At 73.3% G+C, this 25,639-nt stretch carries 22 protein-coding genes, 4 tRNA genes and 1 other RNA gene; 12 read left to right on the top strand and 15 right to left on the bottom strand.

The window, feature by feature from the left end; all coding sequences use genetic code 11:
- Nucleotides 1-97: 97 nt before the first annotated feature.
- Nucleotides 98-361 carry a DUF3073 domain-containing protein gene (locus ACZ7JZ_RS09510; protein ID WP_470935344.1) on the top strand — a complete coding sequence of 88 codons (264 nt, stop codon included), beginning with the start codon at nucleotides 98-100 and terminating at the stop codon, nucleotides 359-361.
- A 161-nt stretch (nucleotides 362-522) separates the two neighbouring features.
- Here the strand turns inward: ACZ7JZ_RS09510 and purM are convergent, their stop codons facing one another.
- Together purM and purF are read right to left on the bottom strand one after the other, a co-directional pair.
- Nucleotides 523-1,590 (bottom strand): phosphoribosylformylglycinamidine cyclo-ligase, encoded by a 1,068-nt coding sequence (purM, locus tag ACZ7JZ_RS09515; protein WP_470935347.1) that lies wholly within the window; start codon nucleotides 1,588-1,590, stop codon nucleotides 523-525.
- A 40-nt stretch (nucleotides 1,591-1,630) separates the two neighbouring features.
- Complete coding sequence (gene purF, locus ACZ7JZ_RS09520) at nucleotides 1,631-3,148, bottom strand: amidophosphoribosyltransferase (protein WP_470935350.1); 1,518 nt, start codon at nucleotides 3,146-3,148, stop codon at nucleotides 1,631-1,633.
- A 147-nt stretch (nucleotides 3,149-3,295) separates the two neighbouring features.
- Here purF and ACZ7JZ_RS09525 point away from each other — a divergent pair, with 147 nt between their 5' ends.
- Entirely contained in the window at nucleotides 3,296-3,391 is a 96-nt protein-coding gene (locus ACZ7JZ_RS09525) for a putative leader peptide (protein ID WP_365076803.1), read from the top strand.
- 117 nt (nucleotides 3,392-3,508) lie between these two features.
- Nucleotides 3,509-4,954 (top strand): sulfatase family protein, encoded by a 1,446-nt coding sequence (locus ACZ7JZ_RS09530; RefSeq protein WP_470935354.1) that lies wholly within the window; start codon nucleotides 3,509-3,511, stop codon nucleotides 4,952-4,954.
- Nucleotides 4,955-5,081: 127 nt separating this feature from the next.
- Here the strand turns inward: ACZ7JZ_RS09530 and ACZ7JZ_RS09535 are convergent, their stop codons facing one another.
- The 6 genes from ACZ7JZ_RS09535 to purS all read right to left on the bottom strand — a co-directional run bounded on the left by ACZ7JZ_RS09535 (nucleotide 5,082) and on the right by purS (nucleotide 11,351).
- Nucleotides 5,082-5,894, bottom strand: a complete 813-nt coding sequence (locus ACZ7JZ_RS09535) for an META domain-containing protein (protein WP_470935357.1) — start codon at nucleotides 5,892-5,894, stop codon at nucleotides 5,082-5,084.
- A 47-nt stretch (nucleotides 5,895-5,941) separates the two neighbouring features.
- The gene (locus ACZ7JZ_RS09540; protein ID WP_470935360.1) at nucleotides 5,942-6,742 is read right to left on the bottom strand and encodes a maleylpyruvate isomerase family mycothiol-dependent enzyme; all 801 of its coding nucleotides are present in this window, start codon (nucleotides 6,740-6,742) and stop codon (nucleotides 5,942-5,944) included.
- 48 nt (nucleotides 6,743-6,790) lie between these two features.
- On the bottom strand, nucleotides 6,791-8,062 hold the full coding sequence (locus tag ACZ7JZ_RS09545; protein ID WP_470935362.1) for a hypothetical protein: 1,272 nt from the start codon (nucleotides 8,060-8,062) through the stop codon (nucleotides 6,791-6,793).
- 108 nt (nucleotides 8,063-8,170) lie between these two features.
- The gene (gene purL / locus ACZ7JZ_RS09550) at nucleotides 8,171-10,420 is read right to left on the bottom strand and encodes a phosphoribosylformylglycinamidine synthase subunit PurL (protein ID WP_470935365.1); all 2,250 of its coding nucleotides are present in this window, start codon (nucleotides 10,418-10,420) and stop codon (nucleotides 8,171-8,173) included.
- Complete coding sequence (gene purQ, locus ACZ7JZ_RS09555; protein ID WP_470935368.1) at nucleotides 10,417-11,097, bottom strand: phosphoribosylformylglycinamidine synthase subunit PurQ; 681 nt, start codon at nucleotides 11,095-11,097, stop codon at nucleotides 10,417-10,419. The genes purL and purQ overlap by 4 nt, the downstream gene beginning before the upstream one ends.
- A 2-nt stretch (nucleotides 11,098-11,099) precedes the next feature.
- A complete protein-coding gene (purS, locus tag ACZ7JZ_RS09560; RefSeq protein ID WP_008740952.1) occupies nucleotides 11,100-11,351 on the bottom strand; it encodes a phosphoribosylformylglycinamidine synthase subunit PurS in 252 nt (83 codons plus the stop codon).
- A gap of 320 nt (nucleotides 11,352-11,671) precedes the next feature.
- Between purS and ACZ7JZ_RS09565 the strand changes: the two genes are divergently transcribed.
- The 8 genes from ACZ7JZ_RS09565 to ACZ7JZ_RS09600 all read left to right on the top strand — a co-directional run bounded on the left by ACZ7JZ_RS09565 (nucleotide 11,672) and on the right by ACZ7JZ_RS09600 (nucleotide 16,142).
- Nucleotides 11,672-11,989 (top strand): histone-like nucleoid-structuring protein Lsr2, encoded by a 318-nt coding sequence (locus tag ACZ7JZ_RS09565; protein WP_470935372.1) that lies wholly within the window; start codon nucleotides 11,672-11,674, stop codon nucleotides 11,987-11,989.
- Between the two features lie 86 nt (nucleotides 11,990-12,075).
- Nucleotides 12,076-12,147, top strand: a tRNA-Gly gene (locus ACZ7JZ_RS09570).
- A gap of 79 nt (nucleotides 12,148-12,226) precedes the next feature.
- A tRNA-Gly gene (locus tag ACZ7JZ_RS09575) sits at nucleotides 12,227-12,299 on the top strand.
- 152 nt (nucleotides 12,300-12,451) lie between these two features.
- Nucleotides 12,452-13,375, top strand: coding sequence for an ABC transporter ATP-binding protein (locus ACZ7JZ_RS09580; RefSeq protein WP_470935375.1), 924 nt, complete (start codon nucleotides 12,452-12,454; stop codon nucleotides 13,373-13,375).
- The gene (locus ACZ7JZ_RS09585; protein ID WP_470935378.1) at nucleotides 13,372-14,151 is read left to right on the top strand and encodes an ABC transporter permease; all 780 of its coding nucleotides are present in this window, start codon (nucleotides 13,372-13,374) and stop codon (nucleotides 14,149-14,151) included. Before ACZ7JZ_RS09580 ends, ACZ7JZ_RS09585 begins: the two co-directional genes overlap by 4 nt.
- Nucleotides 14,152-14,176: 25 nt before the next feature.
- On the top strand, nucleotides 14,177-15,439 hold the full coding sequence (locus tag ACZ7JZ_RS09590) for a sensor histidine kinase (protein ID WP_470935381.1): 1,263 nt from the start codon (nucleotides 14,177-14,179) through the stop codon (nucleotides 15,437-15,439).
- A complete protein-coding gene (locus ACZ7JZ_RS09595) occupies nucleotides 15,436-16,047 on the top strand; it encodes a response regulator (protein ID WP_470935384.1) in 612 nt (203 codons plus the stop codon). Before ACZ7JZ_RS09590 ends, ACZ7JZ_RS09595 begins: the two co-directional genes overlap by 4 nt.
- Before the next feature lie 22 nt (nucleotides 16,048-16,069).
- Nucleotides 16,070-16,142: transfer RNA gene (locus tag ACZ7JZ_RS09600), tRNA-Gly, on the top strand.
- Between the two features lie 140 nt (nucleotides 16,143-16,282).
- Here ACZ7JZ_RS09600 and ACZ7JZ_RS09605 read toward each other — a convergent pair.
- The 6 genes from ACZ7JZ_RS09605 to ffs all read right to left on the bottom strand — a co-directional run bounded on the left by ACZ7JZ_RS09605 (nucleotide 16,283) and on the right by ffs (nucleotide 24,896).
- Entirely contained in the window at nucleotides 16,283-17,185 is a 903-nt protein-coding gene (locus tag ACZ7JZ_RS09605) for a phosphoribosylaminoimidazolesuccinocarboxamide synthase (RefSeq protein WP_470935387.1), read from the bottom strand.
- A gap of 76 nt (nucleotides 17,186-17,261) precedes the next feature.
- The gene (locus tag ACZ7JZ_RS09610) at nucleotides 17,262-18,776 is read right to left on the bottom strand and encodes a N,N-dimethylformamidase beta subunit family domain-containing protein (RefSeq protein WP_470935390.1); all 1,515 of its coding nucleotides are present in this window, start codon (nucleotides 18,774-18,776) and stop codon (nucleotides 17,262-17,264) included.
- A gap of 232 nt (nucleotides 18,777-19,008) precedes the next feature.
- Nucleotides 19,009-20,724, bottom strand: a complete 1,716-nt coding sequence (locus tag ACZ7JZ_RS09615; protein ID WP_470935394.1) for a hypothetical protein — start codon at nucleotides 20,722-20,724, stop codon at nucleotides 19,009-19,011.
- A 332-nt stretch (nucleotides 20,725-21,056) separates the two neighbouring features.
- On the bottom strand, nucleotides 21,057-22,310 hold the full coding sequence (purD, locus tag ACZ7JZ_RS09620) for a phosphoribosylamine--glycine ligase (protein WP_470935396.1): 1,254 nt from the start codon (nucleotides 22,308-22,310) through the stop codon (nucleotides 21,057-21,059).
- Between the two features lie 61 nt (nucleotides 22,311-22,371).
- Nucleotides 22,372-24,744, bottom strand: coding sequence for a DNA polymerase III subunit gamma and tau (locus ACZ7JZ_RS09625; RefSeq protein WP_470935400.1), 2,373 nt, complete (start codon nucleotides 24,742-24,744; stop codon nucleotides 22,372-22,374).
- A 57-nt stretch (nucleotides 24,745-24,801) separates the two neighbouring features.
- Nucleotides 24,802-24,896, bottom strand: an RNA gene (gene ffs / locus ACZ7JZ_RS09630) — signal recognition particle sRNA small type.
- A 153-nt stretch (nucleotides 24,897-25,049) separates the two neighbouring features.
- On the opposite strand from ffs, the gene ACZ7JZ_RS09635 reads away from it, so the two are divergent.
- Nucleotides 25,050-25,134, top strand: a tRNA-Ser gene (locus ACZ7JZ_RS09635).
- Between the two features lie 87 nt (nucleotides 25,135-25,221).
- Here the strand turns inward: ACZ7JZ_RS09635 and ACZ7JZ_RS09640 are convergent.
- Nucleotides 25,222-25,626: an SHOCT domain-containing protein gene (locus ACZ7JZ_RS09640; protein WP_470935403.1), complete on the bottom strand. Its 405-nt coding sequence runs from the start codon at nucleotides 25,624-25,626 to the stop codon at nucleotides 25,222-25,224.
- Nucleotides 25,627-25,639: the final 13 nt, after the last annotated feature.

Raw genomic sequence — 25,639 nt, forward strand, 5'->3', positions numbered from 1 at the left:
CCTACGGACCGGTCTCTCTAGCGAGAGCCCGTTCCGAATCATGAACGCGTGTCAAGACTCTGGGGCCGTCGAGCCCCGTCACCGAGGGGGTCGAGCCATGGGGCGCGGCCGGGCAAAGGCCAAGCAGACGAAGGTCGCCCGCCAGCTGAAGTACAGCAGCGGCGGGACCGACCTCACACGTCTGGCCAACGAGCTGGGCGCATCACCTTCGCAGCCGGTTTCGAACCAGCCGCCGAATGGCGAGCCGTTCGAGGACGACGACGAGGAAGAAGACCCGTACGCCCGCTATGCGGAGCTGTACAACGAGGACGACGACGAGGACGAGGAGTCCGGTCCGTCCCCGCAGCGTCGCGGCGCATGACCCCGAGCTGACTGCACAAGCGAACACACACTCGAACCCGGTCCAGGGAATCCCGGACCGGGTTCAGTGCTGCTCGGGGTGCTGCTCCGGCTGCCGGCACACGGGCGGAGCACTGCGCGGGAACGGGCCGCAGCCCGCTCCCGCGCCGGTGGACGTGCAGGTCAGGCGGAGTACGCACCGGTCAGCTCGGCGCCCTCGGCGTGCGCGCCGCGGTCCAGGATCTCGCCCGCGACCCAGGCGTCGACGCCCCGGTCGGCCAGGGTGGCCAGGGCCACGTCCACGGACTCCTGCGGTACGACGGCCATCATGCCGACGCCCATGTTCAGGGTCTTCTCCAGCTCCAGCTGCTCCACCTTGCCGGCCTTGCCGACCAGGTCGAACACCGCGCCCGGGGCCCAGGTCGAGCGGTCGACCGTGGCGTGCAGGTGGTCCGGGATGACCCGGGCCAGGTTGGCCGCGAGCCCGCCGCCGGTGATGTGCGAGAACCCGTGCACCTCGGCGGTGCGGATCAGCGCCATGCAGTCCAGCGAGTAGATCTTGGTGGGCTCCAGGAGCTCCTCGCCGAGGGTCCGGCCGAACTCCGCGACCTCCTGCTCGAGGGTCATGCCGGCCCGGTCGAAGAGCACGTGCCGTACGAGCGAGTACCCGTTCGAGTGAAGTCCGGAGGACGCCATCGCGATGACCGCGTCCCCCTTACGGATGCGGTCGGCGCCGAGCAGTCGGTCGTACTCGACCACGCCCGTGCCGGCGCCGGCCACGTCGAACTCGTCCGGGCCGAGCAGGCCCGGGTGCTCGGCCGTCTCGCCGCCGACCAGGGCCGTACCGGCGAGCACGCAGCCCTCGGCGATGCCCTTGACGATCGCGGCGACCCGCTCGGGATGCACCTTGCCCACGCAGATGTAGTCGGTCATGAACAGCGGCTCGGCACCGCAGACGACGATGTCGTCCATGACCATCGCGACCAGGTCGTGGCCGATGGTGTCGTACACGCCCATCTGGCGGGCGATGTCGACCTTGGTGCCGACCCCGTCCGTGGCGGAGGCGAGCAGGGGGCGCTCGTAGCGCTTGAGGGCGGAGGCGTCGAAGAGTCCGGCGAACCCGCCGAGGCCGCCGAGGACCTCGGGGCGCTGGGTCTTCTTCACCCACTCCTTCATCAGCTCGACGGCGCGGTCGCCCGCCTCGATGTCGACGCCCGCGGACGCGTAGGAGGCACCGGTGGTCTCAGGCATGGGTGAGAACTTTCGTGTCGTTACTGCGTTTGAGCGGGTGTTACGGGCGGCGCAGCGCGTCGGCGGCGTCGGTGCCGCCCGCGAGCTCGGTCTCCAGCAGCTGCTTGCCCAGGAGCTCCGGGTCGGGCAGCTCCATGGGGTACTCGCCGTCGAAGCAGGCGCGGCACAGGTTCGGCTTCTGGATCGTCGTCGCCTCGATCATCGAGTCGATCGAGATGTACGACAGGGAGTCGGCGCCCAGGGACTTGCCGATCTCCTCCACGGACATGCCGTTGGCGATCAGCTCGGCGCGGGTCGCGAAGTCGATGCCGAAGAAGCACGGCCACTTGACGGGCGGGGACGAGATCCGGATGTGGACCTCGGCGGCGCCGGCCTCGCGGAGCATCCGGACCAGGGCGCGCTGGGTGTTGCCGCGGACGATCGAGTCGTCGACGACCACCAGGCGCTTGCCGCGGATGACTTCCTTGAGCGGGTTCAGCTTGAGGCGGATGCCCAGCTGGCGGATGGTCTGCGAGGGCTGGATGAAGGTGCGGCCCACGTAGGCGTTCTTCACCAGGCCGGAGCCGTACGGGATCCCGCTGGCCTCGGCGTAGCCCACGGCGGCCGGGGTACCGGACTCCGGAGTCGCTATGACCAGATCGGCGTCGGCAGGCGCCTCCTTGGCCAGCCGGCGGCCCATCTCGACCCGGGAGAGGTACACGTTCCGCCCGGCGATGTCGGTATCGGGGCGGGCCAGGTACACGTACTCGAACACACAGCCCTTGGGCTTCGCATCCGCGAATCGGGAGGTGCGCAGGCCGTTCTCGTCGATCGCGATGAGCTCGCCGGGCTCCACTTCGCGGACGAAGCTGGCACCGCAGATGTCGAGGGCGGCGGTCTCGCTCGCGACCACCCAGCCGCGCTCCAGGCGGCCGAGGACCAGCGGGCGGATGCCCTGCGGGTCACGGGCGGTGTAGAGGGTGTTCTCGTCCATGAAGACGAGCGAGAAGGCCCCCTTGACCTGCGGGAGCACCACACGGGCGGACTCCTCGACGGTCAGCGGCTTGCCGTCGGCGTCGACCTGGCCGGCCAGCAGGGCCGTGACGAGGTCGGTGTCGTTGGTCGCCGCGACCTGGGTGGCGCGGCCGTCCTGCCGGGGGAGGTCGGCGACCATACCGGCGAGCTCGGCCGTGTTGACCAGGTTGCCGTTGTGTCCCAGGGCGATCGAGCCGTGGGCGGTCGCCCGGAAGGTCGGCTGCGCGTTCTCCCACACCGAGGCTCCGGTGGTGGAGTAGCGGGCGTGACCGACCGCGATATGGCCCTGGAGGGAGCCGAGGGAGGTTTCGTCGAAGACCTGGGAGACAAGTCCCATGTCCTTGAAGACGAGGATCTGGGAACCGTTGCTCACAGCGATGCCCGCGGACTCTTGTCCGCGGTGCTGCAGTGCATACAGTCCGAAGTAGGTGAGCTTGGCGACCTCTTCACCCGGAGCCCAGACACCGAAGACGCCGCAAGCGTCCTGGGGGCCCTTCTCGCCGGGGAGCAGGTCGTGGTTGAGTCGTCCATCACCACGAGGCACGTCTTGAGTGTAGGCGAGATCGACCACTGGTCCGAATTGGGGACGGCCGGGAAATGTCACAGCACAGAGGGTGACCGAATGCCTCCGTCTCGGTATTCGGATCACCTTGTTGACATCTACAAGCGAATTCGTACAGGCTCTCGCTCCATGCAGCCTCTCGGTGACCGTGCGGTCACCCTCGTCGAGCGCCGCCACGTTGACCTGGTCCGTGTCGCGAGCGCCATCTGTCGCTGTTTCGCGTAGCCGCAACTCCTTTCCTTTTCTCTCTTTTTGACCACCCCTGCCCCGGGCCTGCGTGCCGCGCGCCGTCCCCCGCCGCCGCCACCGGGCCGGGTGGTCCCGCCCTGCCCTGGAGTTCCTGTGTCTTCGTCCAACAGCCCCCTGTCCCGACGTGCCTTCGGAGCGGGTGTCGCGGCCACCGCAGCGGCCGCCTCCACGGGCCTCGGAGCGGCCTCGGCGGCCGCTGCCGGAGCCCCCGCGGAGGCCCTTCCGGGGTCCTCCGCGGCCCCTGCGGAGCGTCCCTTCCGGGCCTCGGGGAAGCGCCCCGGACGCCGTCCCAACATCCTGTTCATCCTCGGCGACGACCTCGGCTGGGCCGACCTGTCCTCGTACGGTTCCAGCCACATCCGCACCCCGAACCTCGACCGGCTCGCCCGCCAGGGGGTGCGCTTCACCGACGCGTACTCGGGCTCCGCCACCTGCTCCCCGACCCGCTTCAGCCTGTACACGGGCCGCTTCCCCGGCCGGACGCAGGGCGGGCTGGCCGAGCCCATCGCGGACCGGTCGGCGGGCCTGGAGCCCACCCACCCGACCCTGGCCTCGCTGCTGCGCTCCACCGGCTACGCCACCGCCCTGATCGGCAAGTGGCACTGCGGCTCGCTGCCCGACTACAGCCCGACCCGCTCCGGCTGGGACGAGTTCTTCGGGAACTTCGGCGGGGCGCTGGAGTACTACTCCAAGCTCGGCGGGGACGGCTCGTACGACCTCTACGAGGGCGCCGCCGAGTACAAGGACCTGCGCTACTACACGCGGATCCTCACCGAGCGGGCGGCCGAGTACGTGTCCCGGGACCACGGCGGCCGGCCCTGGCTGCTGAACCTGAACTTCACCACCCCGCACTGGCCCTGGATCGCCGAGGGCGACACCGAGGAGAGCGCGGAGATCGTCCGCCGGATCAGGGCCGGGGACCGGCGGGCGCTGTGGCACCAGGACGGCGGCTCGATCGGGAAGTACAAGGAGCTGGTCGAGGACCTCGACCGGTCCGTCGGGGAGGTGCTGAAGGCCCTGCGGCGGGCCGGCCGGGAGCAGGACACCCTGGTCTTCTTCGCCAGCGACAACGGCGGCGAGCGCTTCTCGTACAACTGGCCCCTGGCGGGGAACAAGGGATCCCTCCAGGAGGGCGGGATCCGCGTCCCCACGATCGTGCGCTGGCCCGCCCGGATCGACGGCGGCCAGGTCAGCGACCTGCCGGTGTACACCCCGGACTGGACGGCCACCCTGCTGGAGGTGGCCGGGGCCCGCCCCGACCGGGCCTTCCCGCTGGACGGCACCAGCCTCGCGGGCTACCTGCTGCGCGGGGAGCGGGTGCCGGAGCGGGACCTGTTCTGGCGGGTGCGCGGGGAGCGGGCGCTGCGCCGTGGAGACTGGAAGTACTACCGCGGCAAGACGGGCCGCGACCAGCTCTTCGACCTGGCGGGCGACGTCCGTGAGCAGGCCGACAGGGCGGCGCTGGAGCCCCGGCGGCTCGCGGAGCTGCGGGCGGCCTGGGAGCGGACGGACGCGGGGCTGCTGCCGTATCCGGCCTGACGGCCCGGGGGTGTGAAGCGCGGGTGCGTGCGCATACGCGCGGAGGGACCCCGCGGCCGCTGCCGGGCGGTGTTCGTGCGGCCGCCGCCCGGCGGGCCCGGGGTCCCCTGCTGTGCGTACGTACTGCCTACTGCGCGACGACCTCGGCGGCCTTCGCGGTGACGGACTTGCCGTCCTTCGCGGTCAGGGTCAGGGAGTCGCCCTCGACGGTGAAGGTCAGGGGGCCGGAGGCGAACAGCTCGGTCAGGGCGCGCTCGGCGTCGCCCTCGGGGCCGGTGCAGGCCATCCGGGTCGCGGCCACCGGGCCGAAGACCACGGTGCTGCCGGAGACCTTGGCGGTGGCGTTGAAGCGGTTGCAGCCGAGGCTGCCGCTGGCCTTCCCGTTCTGCCCGACGGTGAAGTAGGTCTTGCCCTCGGGGACGGAGGAGACGCTGTCGAGGCCGGCGGAGGCCACGGAGTCCACGTTCCACTGGGTGCCGGCGAAGGTCTTCGCGGGCTCGGCGGCCTTGGAGTTGAAGCTGATCACGTCGCCGGCGGCGTTGGTGAGGGTCAGCCGGTCGCCCTCGGTCTTCACCGTGAGGGCGCCCTTGAGGGTCTTGGCGTACAGGGACTCGAAGTCCATGGCGTCGCAGGCCATGGTGGTGGTCGCGCCCGGCTTCACGGTCAGGGTCCGGCCGTCGAGGGTGACGTCCGCGCCGAAGCGGTTGCAGCCGTAGTTGCCGCTGGCCTCGTTGCCCTCGACGAGCAGGTCGGCCCCGGCGGGGGCGGCGGTCTTCTTGCCGCCGACGGTCACGCTCTCGACGCTCCACTTGACGCCGGTCAGGGCCTCCTGGGGAGCCGTGCCGGCGTCGGAGCCGGCGTCCGTACCGGTGCTGCTGCCGCAGCCGGTGAGGGCGAGGGCGGCGACGAGGGCCGCGGGTGCAAGACGGAGGATTCGCATGCCCGTGTGACGCGGCGGCCACGGATCCGGTTCCCTGCCCGGCCGGCTCAGCCCATGACGGGCAGGACGGGCTCCAGGTCGGCCCGCTCCCCGCTGGCGCCGACCCGGCCCGCCGCGAGGGCCTGCGCCCAGGGGAGACGGCCGGTGGCCAGCCGGATCCAGGTCAGCGGGTCGGTCTCGACCACGTTGGGCGGGGTGCCGCGGGTGTGCCGGGGGCCCTCGATGCACTGGACCACGGCGAAGGGCGGGATCCGCACCTCCACCGCCCCGCCCGGGGCCCGGACGGCGAGGGCGTCGGCGAGGATCCGCACGCAGGCCGCGAGGGCCTGGCGGTCGAGGGGTACGGAGAGGCCGAGGGCGCGGTTGAGGTCGTCGGTGTGGACGGTCAGCTCCACGGTCCGGGTCGTGAGGAAGTCGGCTACGGACATCCCGCCGACCCCGAGGGCGAGCAGCCGGTCCCCGGGGAGCACCGCGAGCAGTTCGGCGAAGCGCTCGCCGGTGCGCGCGTACAGGTCGCCGAGGTCCACGGGCTCCCCGCCGTGGGAGGCGCGGTGCCCGTCGGCGATCGCCTCCGCCCGGGGCTCCGTGGCGGAGGGCCAGGTCTGCACGGTCAGGTCGGCCCGCGCCGCCGGGGGCCTGGCAGCCGCCGCGGAGAGCGAGTCCATGACCCAGGCGATGTGCTCGGCCAGGTCTCGCACGGTCCACGCGCCGAGTCCGGCGGGTGCGGCCAGCTGCTGCGGGTCCAGGGCCCCGACGGCTTCGGAGAGGTGCCCGTACTGGGCGAGCACCGCCGCCCGGGTCCGGTCGGGGTCGTAGGAGCGGGGGCGCGGCTTCCTGGCTGCTGGCATACGGGGAGTGTGCCCGACGGGGCCGACACCCGGCGTCCGCCCCGCTCCTCAGTCCCCGCCGCAGCCGCCCCCGCCGCAGCTGCTGCCGCAGCTGCTCGACGAGCCGCAGGAGCTGCCGCTGCCCGAGGATCCGGAGGAGCGCTTCTCCCGCTCCCTGGCCCGCTCCTCCGCCGCCTTGCGCTCCCGCTCGCGCTCCTTGAGCCGGTACGAGGTACCGGACGGGTACCACGTGTGCGGCGGGCTGCCGAAGAGGTCCCGGGCGCGCGACGTGATCACCGCGGCCTCGAGGCGGGTACTGCTGGACCCGTACGCGGCGGGCTCCAGGACCAGTTCGGCGCCCTCGCGGGGAGGCCCGTACAGCAGCGCCTCGAAGGGCTCGCTGAAACCGCTGACGTCGTGGTGCTTGCGGCGCAGGACCTCCTCGGAGGCGCCCAGGAGGGTGCGCTGCTTGTGCCGGGTCTCGCAGTCGCGGGTGCGGTGCCGGAAGCGCAGGACCGGCCGGGCGTCCCGGGTGCGGGCGTCGGGGTAGAGCCAGGTGCTGCCGGCGTACCCGAAGCGCACGCCGACGCGCAGTACGGGCTGCGGTCCCCGGTGCAGTCTGCGGACGGCGGCCTGCGCGGCCACCCCGTACCCGAGCAGCGTGGTGCCGGGCAGCAGGAAGAGGAGGGCGAAGACCTGCTGGCCGATCGCGTCGTACGGGCCCGGGGCCGGTGCGCCGAGGTCGGCGGACAGGCCCCAGCCGAGCAGGAGCACGCCGGTCAGGCACAGGCCCGCGCCGATCCCCGTGGGCTGGTACCCGCGGCGGCGGTGGGGCTCGGGCAGGTGCTCCGGCAGCGGGTGCCGGGCCTCGCCGGCCGCGGCCAGCGCGAGGGCGGTCTGCCGGCGGCGGGCCCACAGCCGCCAGGCGGTGCCGGCCGCCGCCCACAGGGCGGTCCAGGTCAGCAGCCACAGGCCGTTGCGGCCCTCCCCGTCGGCGGCGGCGTAGCCCGCGAAGGAGAAGGGGGCGGTGGCGAGGAGCACCGCGGCCGCGGCCGCGGCCGCCCACGGCACCCAGCGGAACCACAGCGGCAGGGCGGTCAGCAGGGCCGCCTGCAGATAGCCGGCCCAGTCCGTGCCGCGGACCGGCGCCCCGGGATCGTTCCAGCCCATCAGCACGAGCGAGGTGAGCACGAGCGGCCCGAGGAGCCACGGCCCGGCGACCGGGGCGAAGACCGCCGGGACCCGGGCCCGGCGCCAGCGGTCGGCCTGCTCCACCGGCCAGTCCGCGGCCCCGCCCCCGGGTATCGAGGCAGGTGGGAGGTACTTGACGTAGTCGGTCACGGCGCCAGTATGCGAACGCGTCCCCCACCGCCATAAGGCAGTGGGGGACACGGAATCGCTACGGCCGCTTGCCGCCGGCCGCGGCGGCGGCCGGCCCGGCCGGGCGGCTCAGGCGAGCAGCGCCGGGATGGTCGCCTCGTGGACCTCGCGCAGCTCCGCCAGCGGGATGCTGAACTCGCCCTGGACCTCGATCTCCTGGCCGTCCACGACACCGATGCGGGCGGCCGGCAGGCCCCGGGCGCCGCACATGTCGGTGAAGCGGAGCTCCTCGCTGCGCGGTACGGACACGATGGCCCGGCCCGCCGACTCGGAGAACAGGAAGGTGAAGGCGTCCAGGCCCTCGGGGACGACCACGCGCGCGCCGTTGCCGCCGCGCAGGCAGGACTCGGTCAGCGCCTGGATGACGCCGCCGTCCGAGAGGTCGTGCGCCGCGTCGACCATGCCGTCGCGGGAGGCCGAGATGAGGATCTCGGCGAGCAGCTTCTCGCGGCCGAGGTCCACCTTCGGGGGCATGCCGCCGAGGTGGTCGTGGACGACCTGGGACCAGGCCGAGCCGCCGAACTCCTCGCGGGTGTCGCCGAGGAGGTAGAGCAGCTGGCCCTCCTCCTTGAACGCCATCGGCGTGCGGCGGTTGACGTCGTCGATCACGCCGAGGACCGCCACGACCGGGGTCGGGTGGATCGCCGTGTCGCCGGTCTGGTTGTACAGCGAGACGTTGCCGCCGGTCACCGGGGTGCCCAGCTCCAGGCAGCCGTCGGCCAGGCCGCGGCAGGCCTCGGCGAACTGCCACATGACGCCCGGGTCCTCGGGGGAGCCGAAGTTCAGGCAGTCGGAGATCGCCAGGGGCTTGGCGCCGGTCGCGGCGACGTTGCGGTACGCCTCGGCCAGGGCCAGCTGCGCGCCCGTGTACGGGTCGAGCTTGGCGAAGCGGCCGTTGCCGTCGGTGGCCATGGCCACGCCGAGGTTGGTCTCCTCGTCGATGCGGACGATGCCCGCGTCCTCGGGCTGGGCCAGCACGGTGTTGCCCTGCACGAAGCGGTCGTACTGGTCCGTGATCCAGGACTTCGAGGCCTGGTTCGGGGAGCCGACCAGCTGCAGGACCTGCGCGCGCAGCTCCTCGGAGCTCTGCGGGCGGGGCAGCTTCCCGGCGTCGTCCGCCTGGAGGGCGTCCTGCCAGGAGGGGCGCTCGTACGGGCGGTGGTACGTCGGGCCCTCGTGGGCGACCGTGCCCGGCGGGACGTCGACGATCTGCTCGCCGTGCCAGAAGATCTCCAGGCGCTCGCCCTCGGTCACCTCACCGATGACGGTGGCGATGACGTCCCACTTCTCGCAGATCTCCATGAAGCGGTCGACGTGCTGCGGCTCGACGATCGCGCACATGCGCTCCTGCGACTCGCTCATGAGGATCTCCTCGGGCGAGAGCGTCGCGTCGCGCAGCGGTACGGAGTCCAGCTCGACCCGCATGCCGCCGGAGCCGGCGGAGGCCAGCTCGGAGGTGGCGCAGGACAGGCCGGCGCCGCCGAGGTCCTGGATGCCGGCGACCAGGTCCTCCTTGAAGACCTCCAGGGTGCACTCGATGAGGAGCTTCTCCTGGAAGGGGTCGCCGACCTGCACGGCGGGGCGCTTGGTCGGCTTGCTGTCGTCGAAGGTCTCGGACGCGAGGACCGAGACTCCGCCGATGCCGTCGCCGCCGGTGCGGGCGCCGTAGAGGATGACCTTGTTGCCGGGGCCGGAGGCCTTGGCGAGGTGGATGTCCTCGTGCTTCATCACGCCGATGCAGCCGGCGTTGACGAGCGGGTTGCCCTGGTAGCAGGCGTCGAAGACGACCTCGCCGCCGATGTTCGGCAGGCCGAGGCAGTTGCCGTACCCGCCGATGCCGGCGACCACGCCGGGCAGCACGCGCCGGGTGTCCGGGTGGTCGGCCGCGCCGAAGCGCAGCGGGTCCACCACGGCGACCGGGCGGGCGCCCATCGCGAGGATGTCGCGGACGATGCCGCCGATGCCGGTGGCCGCGCCCTGGTAGGGCTCGATGTACGAGGGGTGGTTGTGCGACTCGACCTTGAAGGTGACCGCGTAGCCCTGGCCCACGTCCACGACGCCGGCGTTCTCGCCGATGCCGACGAGGAGGGCGGTGTTCTCGGGGGCCTTCTCGCCGAACTGCTTCAGGTGGACCTTGCTGCTCTTGTACGAGCAGTGCTCGGACCACATGACGGAGTACATGGCCAGCTCGGCGCCGGTGGGACGGCGGCCGAGGATCTCGCGGATGCGCAGGTACTCGTCCTCCTTGAGGCCGAGCTCCTTCCACGGCTGGGCCGCGTCCGGGGTCTCCGTCGCGTGCTTGACGGTGTCCAGGGTCATGCGCTCACCAGCTTCTTCAGGACCGAGGTGAAGAACGGGAGGCCGTCGGTGCGGCCGGTCCCGATCAGCGGCTCGACCGCGTGCTCCGGGTGCGGCATCAGGCCGACGACGTTGCCCTCGGCGTTGGTGATGCCGGCGATGTCGTTCAGCGAGCCGTTGGGGTTGACGTCCAGGTAGCGGAAGGCCACTCGGCCTTCGGCCTCCAGTTCGTCCACGGTGCGCCGGTCGGCCGTGTAGCGGCCGTCCATGTTCTTGAGCGGGACGGAGATCTCCTGGCCCTGCTCGTAGTCCCCGGTCCAGGCGGTGTCCGCGTTCTCGACGCGGAGCTTCTGGTCCCGGCAGATGAAGTGGAGGTGGTTGTTGCGCAGCATCGCGCCGGGCAGCAGATGGGCCTCGGTGAGGATCTGGAAGCCGTTGCAGATGCCCAGGACGGGCATGCCCGCCCTCGCCTGCTCGATGATCGTCTCCATGACCGGCGAGAAGCGGGAGATGGCGCCCGCCCGCAGGTAGTCGCCGTAGGAGAAGCCGCCCGCGAGGACGACCGCGTCGACCTGGTGCAGGTCCTTGTCGCGGTGCCACAGGGAGACCGGCTCTGCGCCCGCGAGGCGGACGGCGCGCAGCGAGTCACGGTCGTCGAGCGTTCCGGGGAACGTGACGACTCCGATGCGAGTGGTCACCGTCAGGCCTCGACCTTCACGGTGAAGTCTTCGATGACGGTGTTGGCGAGGAACGTTTCGGCCATCTTGTGGATGCGGTCGAGGGCGGCCTGGTCGACCGGTCCCTCCACCTCCAGTTCGAAGCGCTTCCCCTGGCGGACGTCCGCGATCCCCTCGAAGCCCAGGCGCGGCAGTGCACGCTGCACCGCCTGGCCCTGGGGGTCGAGGATCTCCGGCTTGAGCATGACGTCGACTACGACGCGTGCCACTGGCACTCCCGATGAGGTGGTTGGTGCAAGGCGGTTCCCTCAGCGTACCCGCCAGAAATTTCTACGCGGGTAGATATGGGGAGGGTGCCCGGAAGGCGCGGTTTCGCCTTCACCAACACTCCGCAAAATCGGCGGGAAAACCACGCGCCCGGGATTGCGACGGGACACGCGGGCGGGATTAATTGGTCTTCACCGTGCACCGGTATTCGGGGTACAAAGGAATCCACGGGGAATCCCACCCCGCGAGGCATTCTTCCGAAACATCCATACAGTCGACATCGCAGCACGTCAACGCTGCGAGCGGTCGCACGAAGGGACCGATATCCGTGGCGCAGCGCGTAGTAGTCACGATCTCCGACGACATCGACGGCGGAGAAGCAGCGGAAACGGTGGTCTTCGGCCTGGACGGTAAGTCGTACGAGATCGACCTGAATCTCGCCAACGCAAAGAAACTGCGCAAGAGCCTCGCCCCTTACGTGGCCGCCGGCCGCAGGCAGGCGCGCTCCGGCAAGACCTTCCAGCACACCTCCCTGGCGCCCGACCCGGCGGTGGTCCGCGCATGGGCCCGCTCGCACCAGCTCGACGTGCCGCCGCGCGGCCGGATCCCGAAGAAGGTCTACGAGGCCTACAACGAGGCCCACTGACAGACGATTTGCCAACCACCCCACCGCATCGGCTAGTGTGTGGATCACGCCGAGGGGCCAGGCAGCAGCCGAAGCCCGAAGGTCGTGCGGGTGTAGTTCAGTAGCAGAACATCCCCCTTCCAGGGGGAAGGCGCAGTGTGCGATTCCTGTCACCCGCTCTGTATCGCTTTACCGACCACTCCGGTGGATCAGGTAGAGTGGTGCTCGCACCAAGCGGTGAAAGCCGTTTGGCGGCATGCGGACGTGGCTCAGTTGGTAGAGCATCACCTTGCCAAGGTGAGGGTCGCGAGTTCGAATCTCGTCGTCCGCTCAGGAACAGAAGGCCCCGGTCATCACGACCGGGGCCTTCTGCATGTCCGGGGCCGGGGCCCGCCCCCGTCCCGCCCTCCCCATGACAAATGTCATCGGCGCAGGTGACAGCGCGCACTGCCGACCTGCGGACTCCGCCGCGAATCTGAAGTCATGACTGACACCGACCAGAACGTCATCGAGGTGGAGGAGCTGCGCCGCGGCTACTCGGGGGGCTTCGAGGCCGTCCGCGGCATCTCCTTCTCCGTGGCCCCCGGGGAGATCTTCGCGCTCCTCGGCACCAACGGCGCCGGGAAGACCTCCACCGTGGAACTCCTGGAGGGCCTCGCCCGGCCCTCCGCCGGTCGGATCCGCGTCCTCGGCCACGATCCCTACGCCGAGCGCGCCGCGGTCCGCCCGCGCACCGGCGTCATGCTCCAGGAGGGCGGCTTCCCCGCCGACCTCACCGTCGCCGAGACCGTCCGCATGTGGCGCGGCTGCACCACCGCCGCCCGCCCCGCCGCCGAGGTCCTGGAGCTGGTCGGGCTCGGCGCCCGGACCAGGGTCCGCGTCAAGCAGCTGTCCGGTGGCGAGCGGCGCCGCCTCGACCTGGCCCTGGCCCTGCTCGGCCGGCCCGAGGTGCTCTTCCTCGACGAGCCCACCACCGGCATGGACGCCGAGGGCCGCCGCGACACCTGGGCCCTGGTCCGCGCCCTGCGCGCCGAGGGCACCACCGTGCTGCTGACCACCCACTACCTCGAAGAGGCCGAGGAGCTCGCGGACCGGCTGGCGATCCTGCACGCCGGGGAGATCGTCGTCGCGGGCACCCCCGCCGAGGTCACCGCCGCCCGCCCCGCCCGGATCCGCTTCCGGCTGCCCGCGGGCACCCCCGCCGCCGCGCTGCCGCTGGGCCTGCGCGCCGCGGCCGACGGCGACCGGGTGGAGATCCGTACCGAGCGGCTCCAGGAGTCCCTGACCGAGCTGCTGACCTGGGCCGCGCAGGAGCACGTACGGCTGGAGGGGCTCGACGCCCGCTCCGCCTCCCTCGAAGAGGCGTTCCTGGAGATCGCCTCCCGCACCCCGGAAGGTGTCCGATGACCCCGCTCGTCTCCCCCGGAACCCCGGGCCGCCTGGCCGCCCTGGGCCGGGCCGAACTCACCCTCCTGGGCCGCAACAAGAACAACCTGTTCATCGCCCTGCTGATGCCCCTGCTGATGGTCTTCATCCTGCAGTCCTCGCTGGGCGGCATCGACGGCGAGGACCTGCCGATGGGCGTCGGCGCCGCCACCGTGGTCGGCGGCACCGGGATGATCCTGGTCCTGGTCGTCTACATGGGCCTGGTCTCCGCGTACACCGCCCGCCGCGACGAGCTGGTCCTCAAGCGGCTGCGCACCGGCGAGGCCACCGACCTGGAGATCCTCGCCGGGGCCGCGCTGCCCTCCGCCGTCATCGGCCTGCTCCAGTGCCTCGTGCTGGGCATCGGCGGGGCCGTGGCCCTGGACCTGGCCGCGCCCGCCCGGCCCGACCTGCTGGTGCTCGGGGTCCTGATGCTCATGGTCCTGCTGGTCGCCGCCGCCGCGGCCACCACCGTGATCACCCGCAACGTGGAGAGCGCCGGCATCACCACCCTGCCCCTCTTCCTGGTCTCGGCCCTCGGCTCCGGCATGCTGATGCCGCGCGAGGTGCTGCCCGACGCCGTGGCCTCCGTCTGCGAACTGCTGCCGATGAGCGGGGCCATGGAGCTGGTCCGGGCCGGCTGGCTCGGCGTACCGGACGAAGGCGGCCTGGTCGGCGCCGGGATCACCGGCCTGGCCTGGATCGTGATCAGCGTGTTTGCTGTCCAGCGGTGGTTCCGCTGGGAACCGCGGCGCTGAGCGCACGGCCCGAGGAGACGCACGGATGTCGAAGGACGCGGACATGTCGAAACTGACCGGGTGGTGGAGCAGCCGCAGCCAGGCGGCGAAGATCGAGCTCTACACCCGCTGGTCCTTCCACTTCTTCGTGCTCATCGAGATCTTCCTGATCGCGCCGGTCTCCTTCACCGCGCCCGCGGGCGAAGCGCCCTCCGCACAGCTCGGCACCGCCCTCGCGCTGGCCTGCGCCGTGCACGCCGTGCTCTGCGGGCTGCTCTCCGCGCGGGCCCTGGACTGGGTGGTGGGCAGCCGGGAGCAGCGGCCGCTGCGCACCGCCGGGGTGGTGGCCGCCGTGACCGGCGCCGTGGCGGTGGCCGTCCTGGTGCTGCGTTCCGCCGGTACGGTGCCGGCGGGACCGGTGGCGCCCACGATCGTCGCCGGGCTGACCTGCTTCGGCGCGGGCTCCCTGGTCCTGCTGCTGCTCCGGATCCGGCACATGGCGTACGTGAGCCCGGCGGCCGGCGGGGCCACCGGCGGGGCCGCCCTGGCCGTGGGCCTGCCCGCGGGGGAGGCGCTCGGCTACGGGCTCGGGGTGGCGATCGGGGTCTCGGCCCTGAGCTTCACGTACGGGTTCTCGGCCTGGCTGATCCGCACGGTCTGGGAGCTGGACCGCTCCCGGGAGCTCCAGGCCCGGCTGGCGGTGGCGGAGGAGCGGCTGCGCTTCGGGCGCGACCTGCACGACGTGATGGGCCGCAATCTCGCGGTGATCGCCCTCAAGAGCGAGCTCGCCGTACAGCTGGCGCGGCGCGAACGACCGGAAGCGGTGGAGCAGATGATCGAGGTGCAGCGGATCGCGCAGGAGTCCCAGCGCGAGGTCCGCGAGGTGGTCCGGGGCTACCGGGAGGCGGACCTCGCGGTGGAGCTGGAGGGCGCCCGCGGGGTGCTCGCGGCGGCCGGCATCGACTGCCGGGTCGAGTTCGCTGCGGTCCGGGAGCTGCCCGCCGGGGTGCAGTCGGCCCTGGGCTGGGTGGTCCGCGAGGCCACCACGAACGTGCTGCGCCACGGGGACGCGCGCAGCTGCACGATCGGGCTGTCGGGCGGTGCGGGGGACCGCCTGACCCTGGTCGTGGAGAACGACGGGGTGCCGGACGCGCCCGCCGGGCCGCCCGGATCGGGGCTGGCGGGGCTGCGCGAGCGGCTCGCGGTGCTGGACGGGACCCTGGAGGCGGGCCCGGTGGGCGGCGGCCGCTTCCGGCTGCGCGCCGAGGTCCCGGTGGCGGACGGCGTACGGCAGGGGGCGGGGGCGTGAGCACCGTACGGGTCCTGCTGGCGGACGACGAGCACCTGATCCGGGGGGCGCTGGCCGCGCTGCTGGCGCTGGAGGACGACCTGCTGGTGGTCGCGGAGGCGGCGTCGGGGCCCGAGGCCCTCGCGATGGCGCGGGCGCACCGGCCGGACGTGGCCGTGCTGGACCTGCAGATGCCGGGGGCGGACGGTGTGAGCGTCGCCACATCGCTGCGGGCCGAACTGCCCGACTGCAGGTGCATGATCGTCACCAGCCACGGCCGGCCCGGACACCTGAAGCGGGCGCTGGCGGCGGGGGTGCGGGCCTTCGCCCCGAAGACCGTCTCGGCCCAGCGGCTGGCCGAGCTGATCCGCACGGTGCACGCCGGAGGGCGGTACGTGGACCCGGAGTTGGCGGCCGACGCGATCAGCGCGGGGGACTCGCCGCTGACCGCCCGGGAGGCCGAGGTGCTGGAACTGGCGGGTGACGGCGCCCCCGTGGCGGAGATCGCGGAGCGGGCCGGGCTCTCGCAGGGCACCGTCCGCAACTACCTCTCCTCGGCCGCCTCGAAGCTCGGTGCCGAGAACCGTCACGCCGCCGTGCGTCTCGCCCGGCAGCGGGGTTGGGTATAGTGGGCTTCGCGCTACGGCGCATGCGGACGTGGCTCAGTTGGTAGAGCATCACCTTGCCAAGGTGAGGGTCGCGAGTTCGAATCTCGTCGTCCGCTCAGGAACAGAAGGCCCCGGTCATCACGACCGGGGCCTTCTGCATGTCCGGGGCCGGGGCGCCCGCCCGGGGCCTGGTGCCCGGGCGGGCGAGGCCTGGTGCCCGGGCGGGCGGTTTCTGGCGCCGGGCGGGCGGGCCGGGCTAGATCTTCCAGCTGGTGCCGGTGAGCAGCTCGTACGCCTCGATGTACTTGGCGCGGGTCTGCTCGACCACCTCGGCGGGCAGCGCCGGCGGCGGCACGTCGGCCCTGCGGTCCCAGCCGGAGGCGGGGGAGGTCAGCCAGTCCCGGACGAACTGCTTGTCGTACGAGGGCTGGGCGCGGCCCGGCTGCCACTGGTCGGCGGGCCAGAAGCGGGAGGAGTCGGGGGTCAGGACCTCGTCGGCGGCGACCAGGGTCTCGCCGTCGAAACCGAACTCGAACTTGGTGTCGGCGAGGATGATGCCCCGCTCGCGGGCGATGTCGCGGGCCCGGGAGTACACGTCGAGGGTGGTGCGGCGCAGCAGGGCGGCGGTCTCGGCGCCGGTGGTGCGGGCCACCTCCTCGTAGGTGACGTTCTCGTCGTGCTCGCCGACCGCGGCCTTGGCGGCCGGGGTGAAGATCGGGGCGGGCAGCTCGGAGCCGTCGACCAGGCCCTCGGGGAGGGCGAGCCCGCAGACCGTGCGGGACTGCTCGTACTCGGCGAGGCCGGAGCCGGTCAGGTAGCCGCGGGCCACGCACTCGACGGGGACCATGTCGAGGTTCTTGCAGACGAGGGTGCGGCCGGCCCAGTCGGCGGGGGCGCCGGCGGGCAGCTCGGTGCTGATGACGTGGTGCGGGACCAGGTCGGCGAGCTGGTCGAACCACCACAGCGAGAGCTGGGTGAGGACGCGGCCCTTGTCCGGGATCTCCGTGGGCAGCACCCAGTCGTAGGCGGACAGGCGGTCGCTGGCGACCATGACGAGCTCGCCCGCCTCGTTGCGGTAGAGCTCGCGCACCTTGCCGGTGTGGAGATGGACGAGGCCCGGAACCTGGACCGGCTCGGGCTTTTCGACGAATCCGGACACGGTGTCTCCCTGTGGTTCTGTATGAAGCACACCGATTCTCCCGCACCTCGGGGCCGGGACCCGCCCGGGGGTCGGGTCAGTCGCGTTTGCAGATCCGGTCGAGGAGGTTGGCCGTGGCCCGCTGGATCCGCTCGTCGACGTGCCCTGGGCGGTCGAGGGCGGGGGACCAGGCGAAGGTGCCGGAGGCGAAGACCAGGGCGCCGCTGGGGGCCCGGTACAGGGAGGTCTCCTGGTGCCGGCGGGCGCTGTCGCCGTCCCGGTAGGGGGAGTGGGCGAGCAGGATGCGGCTCTGGTGCTCGGGGAGCTGGGTGCGGGGGAAGTAGCGGTCGGCCTCGCCCGCGACCAGTCCGTCGATCTCGTCCCCCTCGGCGGCACCGGTGGACTCCCAGAGCCAGTGCCCGGAGTTGCGGACGATCAGCGGGGCGGGCTCGGGGACCCGGCCCGCGTACTGGATGCCCAGCAGCTGCTGTTCGGGGCGGTCGACCTCGCGCCAGAGGGCGGAGCGGCCGGGGCCGCGGCGCTTGCGGCAGGTGAGCAGCCGGTCGGGGACCCCGGAGGGCGAGGCGGAGAGCTCCACCTGCCAGTACATGGTGTTGGCGGAGAGGAAGACGAGGGACGTCCCGCCGTCGCGGGCGGCCTCGGCGGTCCGCCGCATGGGCGCGGACCAGTACTCGTCGTGCCCGGGGAAGACCAGGCCGCGGTAGCGGGAGGGGTCCACGGTGCCGGCGTGCAGGTCGCGGGTGTCGGCGTAGGCGAGGTCGTAGCCGTACCGCTCGGCCCAGCGGATGAAGTCGTAGGCGTGCCCGACGTGCAGGGGCAGGCCGGCGCCGGCGTACGGGCGGTCGAAGGAGACCGTGACGGCCGCGTCCTCCTCGCCGAGGAGCCGGCCGTCCTCGTCCCAGGCGTGGTAGAGGCTCGCGCCCGTGCGGCCGTCCTCGGGGTAGAGGTTGTAGGCCTGCCAGGTGACGTCGGGCAGGAGCAGGAGGAGGTCGGCGGGGCGGTCGTCGCGGACGGTGAAGGGGATGTGGGAGCGGAAGCCGTCGGCGGTGGTCAGCACGGCGACGTACGCGCCCGGGTTCCAGTACGAGGGGACCTGGAGCCGCCAGGAGAGCCACCAGTGGTGGCAGGAGACCGTGCGGTCGGCGGTCAGGGGGGCGGGCTGGACGATGCCCGAGAGCCGCGGGCTGGAGTGGATCTTCGCTGCGCCGTCGCCGCCGTAGTGGCCGATCCGGTAGATGTCGACGGAGAACTGCTGGGGCGGGTCGACGGTGATGTGGAAGTCGACGGCTCCGCCGGGGGCCACGGCGCCCGTGGACGAGAAGCCCTTGATCTGGCGGTGGACGTCGTCCGCGGTGCGGGGTCCGCCGCCGGTACGGGGGCGGGGTGCCGGGATCGGCCGCGGGCCGCCCGCGTCCGGGCCGCCGGTCGCGGCTGCGGCCGCCGGGTCCACGTACCAGGGCACGACCTGCCCCGTGTCGTCGAAGTAGAGCTCGCTGCCCCGGAACCACGGGAGCGGCCCCTGCCCGAAGGGGTCGGTCACCGCATGGGCGAGAGCCCCCGATTCCCAACGCCGGATCTGGTCCGCACCCATGCGGCTCCCCTCCCTCGCTCCCCCGAACGCACGCTGCCGCGGCGGGGCAGGACTGCCCGCCACCGGTCCCAGCACATCACATAACGCACTCACTCCGTCACCGTTCGTCGCGAATTGACGTAACCGGAACCTGCGGGTCCGATCACCCGTACGGAGCCCTCCCCTTCCGGGTGAGCCCGCGCCGGGCCGACCGCAGCCGGCCCGGCGCCGGAGCCGACCGCGTCACCGCAGGTCAGACCAGGCGGACGGGCTTCTCCGGGCGCACGCCCGTGGCCGCGAGCCAGGCCCGCAGCGGTTCCGGATCGCCGTCCTCGACCAGGCAGAGCACCGGGAGCGCGAGGTCGCTGCGGCGCTCGCCCGCGACCAGCAGGACCGGCCCGTCGAGCCAGTCCAGCCCCGGGGCCGCGCCGACCGAGTCCACGGCGGCGCAGCAGACCATCGCCGTCACGTGGTCGGCGAGGAGGTCCCGCCCGCTGCGCGGCGGCTGGAGCGGGAACAGCGGTACGGCGTCCGCACCGCGGGCCTGTGCGGCGGCCGGCACGGGCGCCTCCGCACGGGCCACGACCGCGCTCAGCCGGCCGGCCAGCGCCTCGGCGGCCGCGGGGTCCGCGCCCGCCAGGCAGCCGATGACCCGCTCCAGGGTCGGCCCGGCCGGGTCCCCGAACCCGCCCGCGGAGCCTTCCCTACGCGCTCCCGGGCCGCCCCCGTGCCCAGCGGGCCCGCCCGCGCCGCGGGCCGCGGCGGGCTCCGCCGGGTCGTGGAGGGCTTCCAGGGCCTCGTGGAGCCGGGCGGCCTCGGTGCGCCACTTCCGGTCCACGACCTCCTCCGGGTACTCCTCCCAGCCCACTGGGGACCAGTCCGGGCCCGGCTCGGCGGGGCCGCCGTGGAAGAGCCGCGCCGCCAGCAGGGAGGCGGCCTCGTCCACCGCTCCCGGCCGGTCCAGCAGATCGCAGGCCGGGCGCTCGCCCAGCCGGGAGGCGAAGCCCTCCGCCAGCCGGTCGCGGCGGGAGAGCTCCGTGAGGGCCGAGACCACCCCGGCGTCCAGCCGCGCGGGCCAGCGCCCCAGCCGCCAGGCGGGCAGCGCCACCCGGGTCAGCAGCCGGTCCCAGCCCGCGTACGCGAGGCCGACCTGCTCCTGGGCCGCGATCCGCAGCCCGTAGTCGATGTCCTGGGCCCGCTCGGAGGCGGCCGAGGCCACCCCGCGCTCCATCTCGGCGGCGTCCTGGTGGCAGCGGCGCAGCAGCAGCCTGCCGAGCCCGCCGATCCAGCCGAGTCCGGGCCGCCCGCCCACCGCCACCGCCGCGTCGAGCCCGCGGACGAAGCGGCGGGCCTCGGCTATGTCGGGCTGCGCGGACGGGCCCGTACCGGCGACCACCGGGGCGAGTACGGCGCGCAGCTCGGCCACCCGCATCCACCACAGGAACGGCGAGCCGATCACCAGCACCGGGGCCTCCGGGGCCCGGTCCCGGCCGGCGGCCCGCGCGGGGGGAGCCGGCCGGGGCCCGCCGGAGTCCCCGCGCCGGGCGCGGTGCGTGTGGTGGCTGCGGTCCTCCAGCCAGCTGTCGCAGTCCGGGGTCAGGGCTATCGCCGAGGGCGCCGGCACGTCCATGCGGTCGGCGAGGTCCCGGACGAGCCGGTAGAGGTCGGGCGCGGACTCCTCGGACAGCGGGACCGTCGGGGTCACCGCCGGGCTCGCGTGCCGTACCACCAGGGCGAAGGCCAGGGCGGGCAGCAGTACGAGGGCGGCGAGGACGCAGACGGCCGCCGTGGCGGTGCCCCAGGCGCCGCCCTGCAGCCGGTCCGTCGCCCGCGCGGCGACCAGCACCGCGGCGAGGGCCGCGGGCAGCAGCACGAGGGCCAGTGCCCGGCTGCGCAGGCGCAGCACGGACAGTGCCCTGGCGCGGGCGCTCAAGGCGCCCACCTCGATCCCCAGACCGGTTCCGGACACGGCCGGACCTCACCCCCTCGGTGCCCTGCGGCGGCTTTGCTCACTCCCCCACTGTGGCACCCGGCGCCGACATCGCAATGCCGGTGGGCCAAGTGCCGGAATCCTTGCGCGGCACCCTAGTTGGGAGTTCGGCGGCCGTCAGCCGGTCGGCTCAGCGTCACCCGATGGAATGGCTTTGGGTAAAGGTGGGTGCACGAGCAGCAGGCCGGATGCAGACGTACGAAACGGGCCCGGAGCGCGGGGTGCGCGCTCCGGGCCCGTGGGTCGGCGGGGGCTCCGGCCCGGGCTCCCGCCGCCGTTCCGCGGGTCCGCGCCGGGCCTGTGCCGGTTGATCAGCTGCCTTGGGCGGCCTTCTCCGCGATGTCCGTCCGGTGCTGCGAGCCGTCCAGACGGATCCGGCCGAGCGCCTTATACGCGCGCTCGCGCGCCTGCGCCAGATCGGATCCGGTCGCCGTCACGGAGAGCACGCGGCCGCCCGCGCTGACGACGGCGCCGCCCTCCTGCCGGGTGCCGGCGTGCAGGACGTACGCGTCGGGGGCGTCCTCGGCCGCGACCAGGTCCAGCCCCTCGATGGGGTCGCCGGTCCGCGGGGTGTCCGGGTAGTTGTGCGAGGCCACGACCACGGTGACGGCCGCGTCCTCGCGCCAGGACAGCGGGGGGACGCTGTCGAGGGTGCCCTTGGCCGAGTTCAGCAGGACGCCCGCGAGCGGGGTCTGCAGCCGGGCCAGGACCACCTGGGTCTCGGGGTCGCCGAAGCGGGCGTTGAACTCGATGACCCGCACGCCGCGGCTGGTGATGGCCAGGCCCGCGTACAGCAGCCCGGAGAACGGGGTGCCGCGGTGGCGCAGCTCGTCCACGGTCGGCTGCAGGACGCTCGCCATGACCTCGTCGACGAGCTTGGGGTCGGCCCAGGGGAGCGGGGAGTACGCGCCCATGCCGCCGGTGTTGGGGCCCTCGTCCCCGTCGAGCGCGCGCTTGAAGTCCTGCGCGGGCTGGAGCGGGAGGACGGTGGTGCCGTCGGTGATGGCGAAGAGGGAGACCTCGGGGCCGTCGAGGTACTCCTCGATGACCACCCGGTCACAGGCGAGCGCGTGCGCGCGGGCTGCGGCCAGGTCGGAGGTGACCACCACGCCCTTGCCGGCGGCGAGGCCGTCGTCCTTGACCACGTACGGGGGGCCGAAGGCGTCGAGGGCCTCGTCCACCTCCTGCGCAGTGGTGCAGACGTACGCGCGGGCCGTCGGGACGCCGGCCGCGGCCATCACGTCCTTCGCGAAGGCCTTGGAGCCCTCCAGCTGCGCCGCCTCGCGGGAGGGGCCGAAGCAGGGGATGCCCGCGGCGCGCACGGCGTCCGCGACCCCGGCGACCAGCGGGGCTTCGGGGCCCACGACGACCAGGCCGGCGCCGAGCTCGGCGGCGAGCGCGGCGACCGCGGCGCCGTCGAGGGCGTCGACCGGGTGCAGCGCGGCCACCTCGGCGATGCCTGCGTTGCCGGGCGCGCAGTGCAGCCCGGTGACGTCGGGGTCGAGGGACAGAGAGCGGCACAGGGCGTGTTCGCGGGCGCCGCCGCCGATGACGAGGACCTTCACGGGAAGCAGCCTAGCCCGCGCCGCGCAGTGCCCCTTGTGCGGGCACCCCAAACCCGGCCCGCTACTCGTTCGTATATTCCTCCACGACCGTGGCCCCGAGCTCGCGCACGATCAGGTCGTGCCCGGTCAGCGCGCTCTCCACGAGGTCCGGGTCGTCGTCCTCCGGTACGTCGTCCTCCGGGGCCACCGGCGCGGCCTGCGGGGGCTCGGGGGCCCCGTGCGCCGGGCCGGTCTGCGGGGGCGCGGAGTAGGAGGACGGGGCAGCCGGGGCCGGACCGGCGGCGGCCGGGGGCGGGGCGGGGGCTGCGGGCGCACCGTACGACGTACCGGCCGCGCTGGTCGCCCCGGCCGCACCGAACCCGCCGGACGCTCCCGAGGAACCGCCGGAGCCGTACGAGGCGCCGGAGCCGAAGCCTCCCTGCGGGGCCCCGAAGGAGGCCGAGGGCGCGGGCGAGCCCCCGCCGACCACGGCGTCGATCTTCCAGTTGACCTGGAACTGCTCCGCGAGGACCTGCTTGAGCACGTCCTCGCTGCCGCTGCTCGCGAAGTTGTCCCGGGCCCCGGCGTTGGGGAAGCCCAGTTGCAGGATGCTTCCGTCGAAGCCGGTGACCTGCGCGTTCTGGCTGAGCAGGATCCAGGTGAAGCGGCGGCGGTTCTTGACCGCCTCCAGGACCCCGGGCCACATGGCCTGCACCTGCCCGGCGCCCTGCGCCATCGCCGCGCCGCCGGGGGCCGGCCCCGTGACCGCGGCGGCCGGGGCGGCGGCCGCGGGCGCCGGGTCGGCCGGGGCCTGCGGGGCCGGGGCACCCGAGCCCGGGGCGGCGGCGCCGGGCCACGCACCGCGGGCGGGCGCACCCGAACCGGGCTGGGCGGCGCCGGGCCAGGCACCGGGGGCGGGCGCTGCGGCGGGGGCCGCCGACGGGGCGGGCTGCTGGGCGGCGGGCTGCCCGGCGTCCGCGGGGCCGGCGGGCGCGCCGGAGCCGGGCTGGGCGGCGCCGGGCCACGCTCCGGGAGCCGGGGCCCGGGCCGGGGCAGCCGCCGCGGGTACGGCGTCGGGCACGGGCACCGGCACGGGCTCCGGGCCCCCGGCCGGGACCGGCGCAGCCGCCGGAACCTGCACCGCGGCTGCGGGCGCACCCGCACCGCGGACCGCCGCCCGGGCGGCGGCCGAGCCGCCGGGACCCGCGGGCGCGGGAGCCATCCCGTGCGCCTCCGGACCGGGTACGTACCCCATCGCGGGGGCCGCGCCGCCCGCCTGGAAGGCGGCAGCGCCGGCTCCCCCGCGCTCCAGCCGGTCGAGCCGGGCCTGTACGGACCGCTCGTCGTCGTAGGCGGCGGGCAGCAGCACCCGGGCGCAGATCAGCTCCAGCTGGAGCCGCGGCGAGGTGGCCCCGCGCATCTCGGTCAGTCCGGCGTTCACCAGGTCCGCGGCGCGCGAGAGCTCCGCGGCCCCGAACACCGAGGCCTGGGCCTGCATCCGCTCCACGACGTCCGCGGGGGCGTCGATGAGCCCCTTCTCCCCCGCGTCGGGCACGGCGGCCAGGATGACCAGGTCGCGCAGCCGCTCCAGCAGGTCGGCGACGAACCGGCGGGGGTCGTTGCCCCCCTCGATCACCCGGTCGACCGCCTCGAATGCGGCGGCCCCGTCCCCGGCGGCGAAGGCGTCGACGACGGAGTCGAGCAGCGAGCCGTCGGTGTACCCGAGCAGGGAGGTGGCCATGGCGTACGTCACACCCTCCTCGCCCGCGCCGGCCAGCAGCTGGTCCATGACGGACATGGAGTCGCGCACCGAGCCCGCACCGGCCCGCACCACCAGCGGCAGCACCCCGTCCTCGACCGGGTTCCCCTCGCGCCCGCAGACCTCGGCGAGGTAGTCGCGCAGGGTGCCGGGCGGCACCAGGCGGAAGGGGTAGTGGTGCGTACGGGAGCGGATGGTCCCGATGACCTTCTCGGGCTCCGTGGTGGCGAAGATGAACTTGAGGTGCTCCGGCGGCTCCTCGACCACCTTCAGCAGGGCGTTGAAGCCCGCCGAGGTGACCATGTGCGCCTCGTCGATGATGTAGATCTTGTACCGGCTGGAGGCGGGCCCGAAGAAGGCCTTCTCACGCAGGTCGCGGGCGTCGTCCACACCACCGTGCGAGGCCGCGTCGATCTCGATGACGTCGATGGACCCCGGCCCGTTCCTCGCCAGGTCGCGGCAGGACTGGCACTCCCCGCACGGGGTCGGGGTGGGACCCTGCTCACAGTTGAGGCAGCGGGCCAGGATGCGCGCGCTGGTCGTCTTTCCGCAGCCGCGCGGGCCGCTGAACAGGTACGCGTGATTGACCCGGTTGTTCCGCAGGGCCTGCATCAGGGGAGCGGTGACATGCTCCTGTCCGATGACCTCGGCGAAAGACTCGGGGCGGTAGCGGCGGTACAGCGCAAGGGACGACACGCTTACGAGGTTATCCGGGCCCGCCGACATCGGGCGGCCACCGCCTGCCCGGGAACGCAATGCGCCCCCCACGCACCCGCCAGAGCCCACTTACCCTTGCTGCCTTCCGGCCCTGGGGGAGTTGGGTGAGATAGCGCCACGTGAGGGGCTGGCCCCAGCGTAGCGGATGAACCCCCCGCCCAACGACCCGCCTCCCGACACCACCCCCGAGCCACCCCCCTCCCGACCCCCTCCGCACCCCCCGCCCCACCCCTCCCGGCGATCACGTTCGCGAGCACCCCTCAACGTCTTGTATTGTTTGCCGCGGAGGATTCGCCTAGTGGCCTAGGGCGCACGCTTGGAAAGCGTGTTGGGGGCAACCCCTCACGAGTTCGAATCTCGTATCCTCCGCCTCTGCCCGCCAGGGCGAACCGAAGGACCCGACCGCATCGCGGCCGGGTCCTTCGGCGTTTCCGGGTCGGGGAGGGGGCCGGGGGCTCAGGCGAGGAGTTTCTGCTTGGCGCGGTCGAACTCCTCCTGGGTGAGGTCGCCCTTGTCCTTCAGGGCGGAGAGCTTGGCCAGTGCGTCGGCGTGGCCGCCCGTACCGGCGCCGCCCTCGGGGCCCGCGGCCTTGCGGACGTACTCGCGGAAGGCCTCTTCCTGCTTCTGCGCCTGCTTCAGGTCCCGCTCGCCCATGCTGCGCCCGCGCACGATCAGGTAGACCAGCACGCCGAGGTACGGCAGCAGGAGGACGAGGACCAGCCAGCCGGCCTTGGCCCAGCCGTTCATCTCGTGGTCGCGGAAGATGTCCGAGATCACTTTGAACAGCAGGAAGAACCACATGACCCACAGGAAGAACCAGAGCATGGTCCAGAAGAGGTTGAGGAGGGGGTAGTCGTCCACGTGCTGCTCCGAT

The organism is Streptomyces sp. NPDC038213 (genome assembly GCF_055600495.1).

Bases quoted from the DNA above. Each gene is read 5' to 3' on its own strand.
- purL (WP_470935365.1), bottom strand. From the start codon at position 10,420: ATGACCCTGGACACCGTCAAGCACGCGACGGAGACCCCGGACGCGGCC.
- ACZ7JZ_RS09510 (WP_470935344.1), top strand. From the start codon at position 98: ATGGGGCGCGGCCGGGCAAAGGCCAAGCAGACGAAGGTCGCCCGCCAG.
- ACZ7JZ_RS09610 (WP_470935390.1), bottom strand. From the start codon at position 18,776: ATGGGTGCGGACCAGATCCGGCGTTGGGAATCGGGGGCTCTCGCCCAT.
- ACZ7JZ_RS09590 (WP_470935381.1), top strand. From the start codon at position 14,177: ATGTCGAAGGACGCGGACATGTCGAAACTGACCGGGTGGTGGAGCAGC.
- ACZ7JZ_RS09585 (WP_470935378.1), top strand. From the start codon at position 13,372: ATGACCCCGCTCGTCTCCCCCGGAACCCCGGGCCGCCTGGCCGCCCTG.
- purM (WP_470935347.1), bottom strand. From the start codon at position 1,590: ATGCCTGAGACCACCGGTGCCTCCTACGCGTCCGCGGGCGTCGACATC.
- ACZ7JZ_RS09525 (WP_365076803.1), top strand. From the start codon at position 3,296: ATGCAGCCTCTCGGTGACCGTGCGGTCACCCTCGTCGAGCGCCGCCAC.
- ACZ7JZ_RS09535 (WP_470935357.1), bottom strand. From the start codon at position 5,894: ATGCGAATCCTCCGTCTTGCACCCGCGGCCCTCGTCGCCGCCCTCGCC.
- ACZ7JZ_RS09580 (WP_470935375.1), top strand. From the start codon at position 12,452: ATGACTGACACCGACCAGAACGTCATCGAGGTGGAGGAGCTGCGCCGC.
- ACZ7JZ_RS09540 (WP_470935360.1), bottom strand. From the start codon at position 6,742: ATGCCAGCAGCCAGGAAGCCGCGCCCCCGCTCCTACGACCCCGACCGG.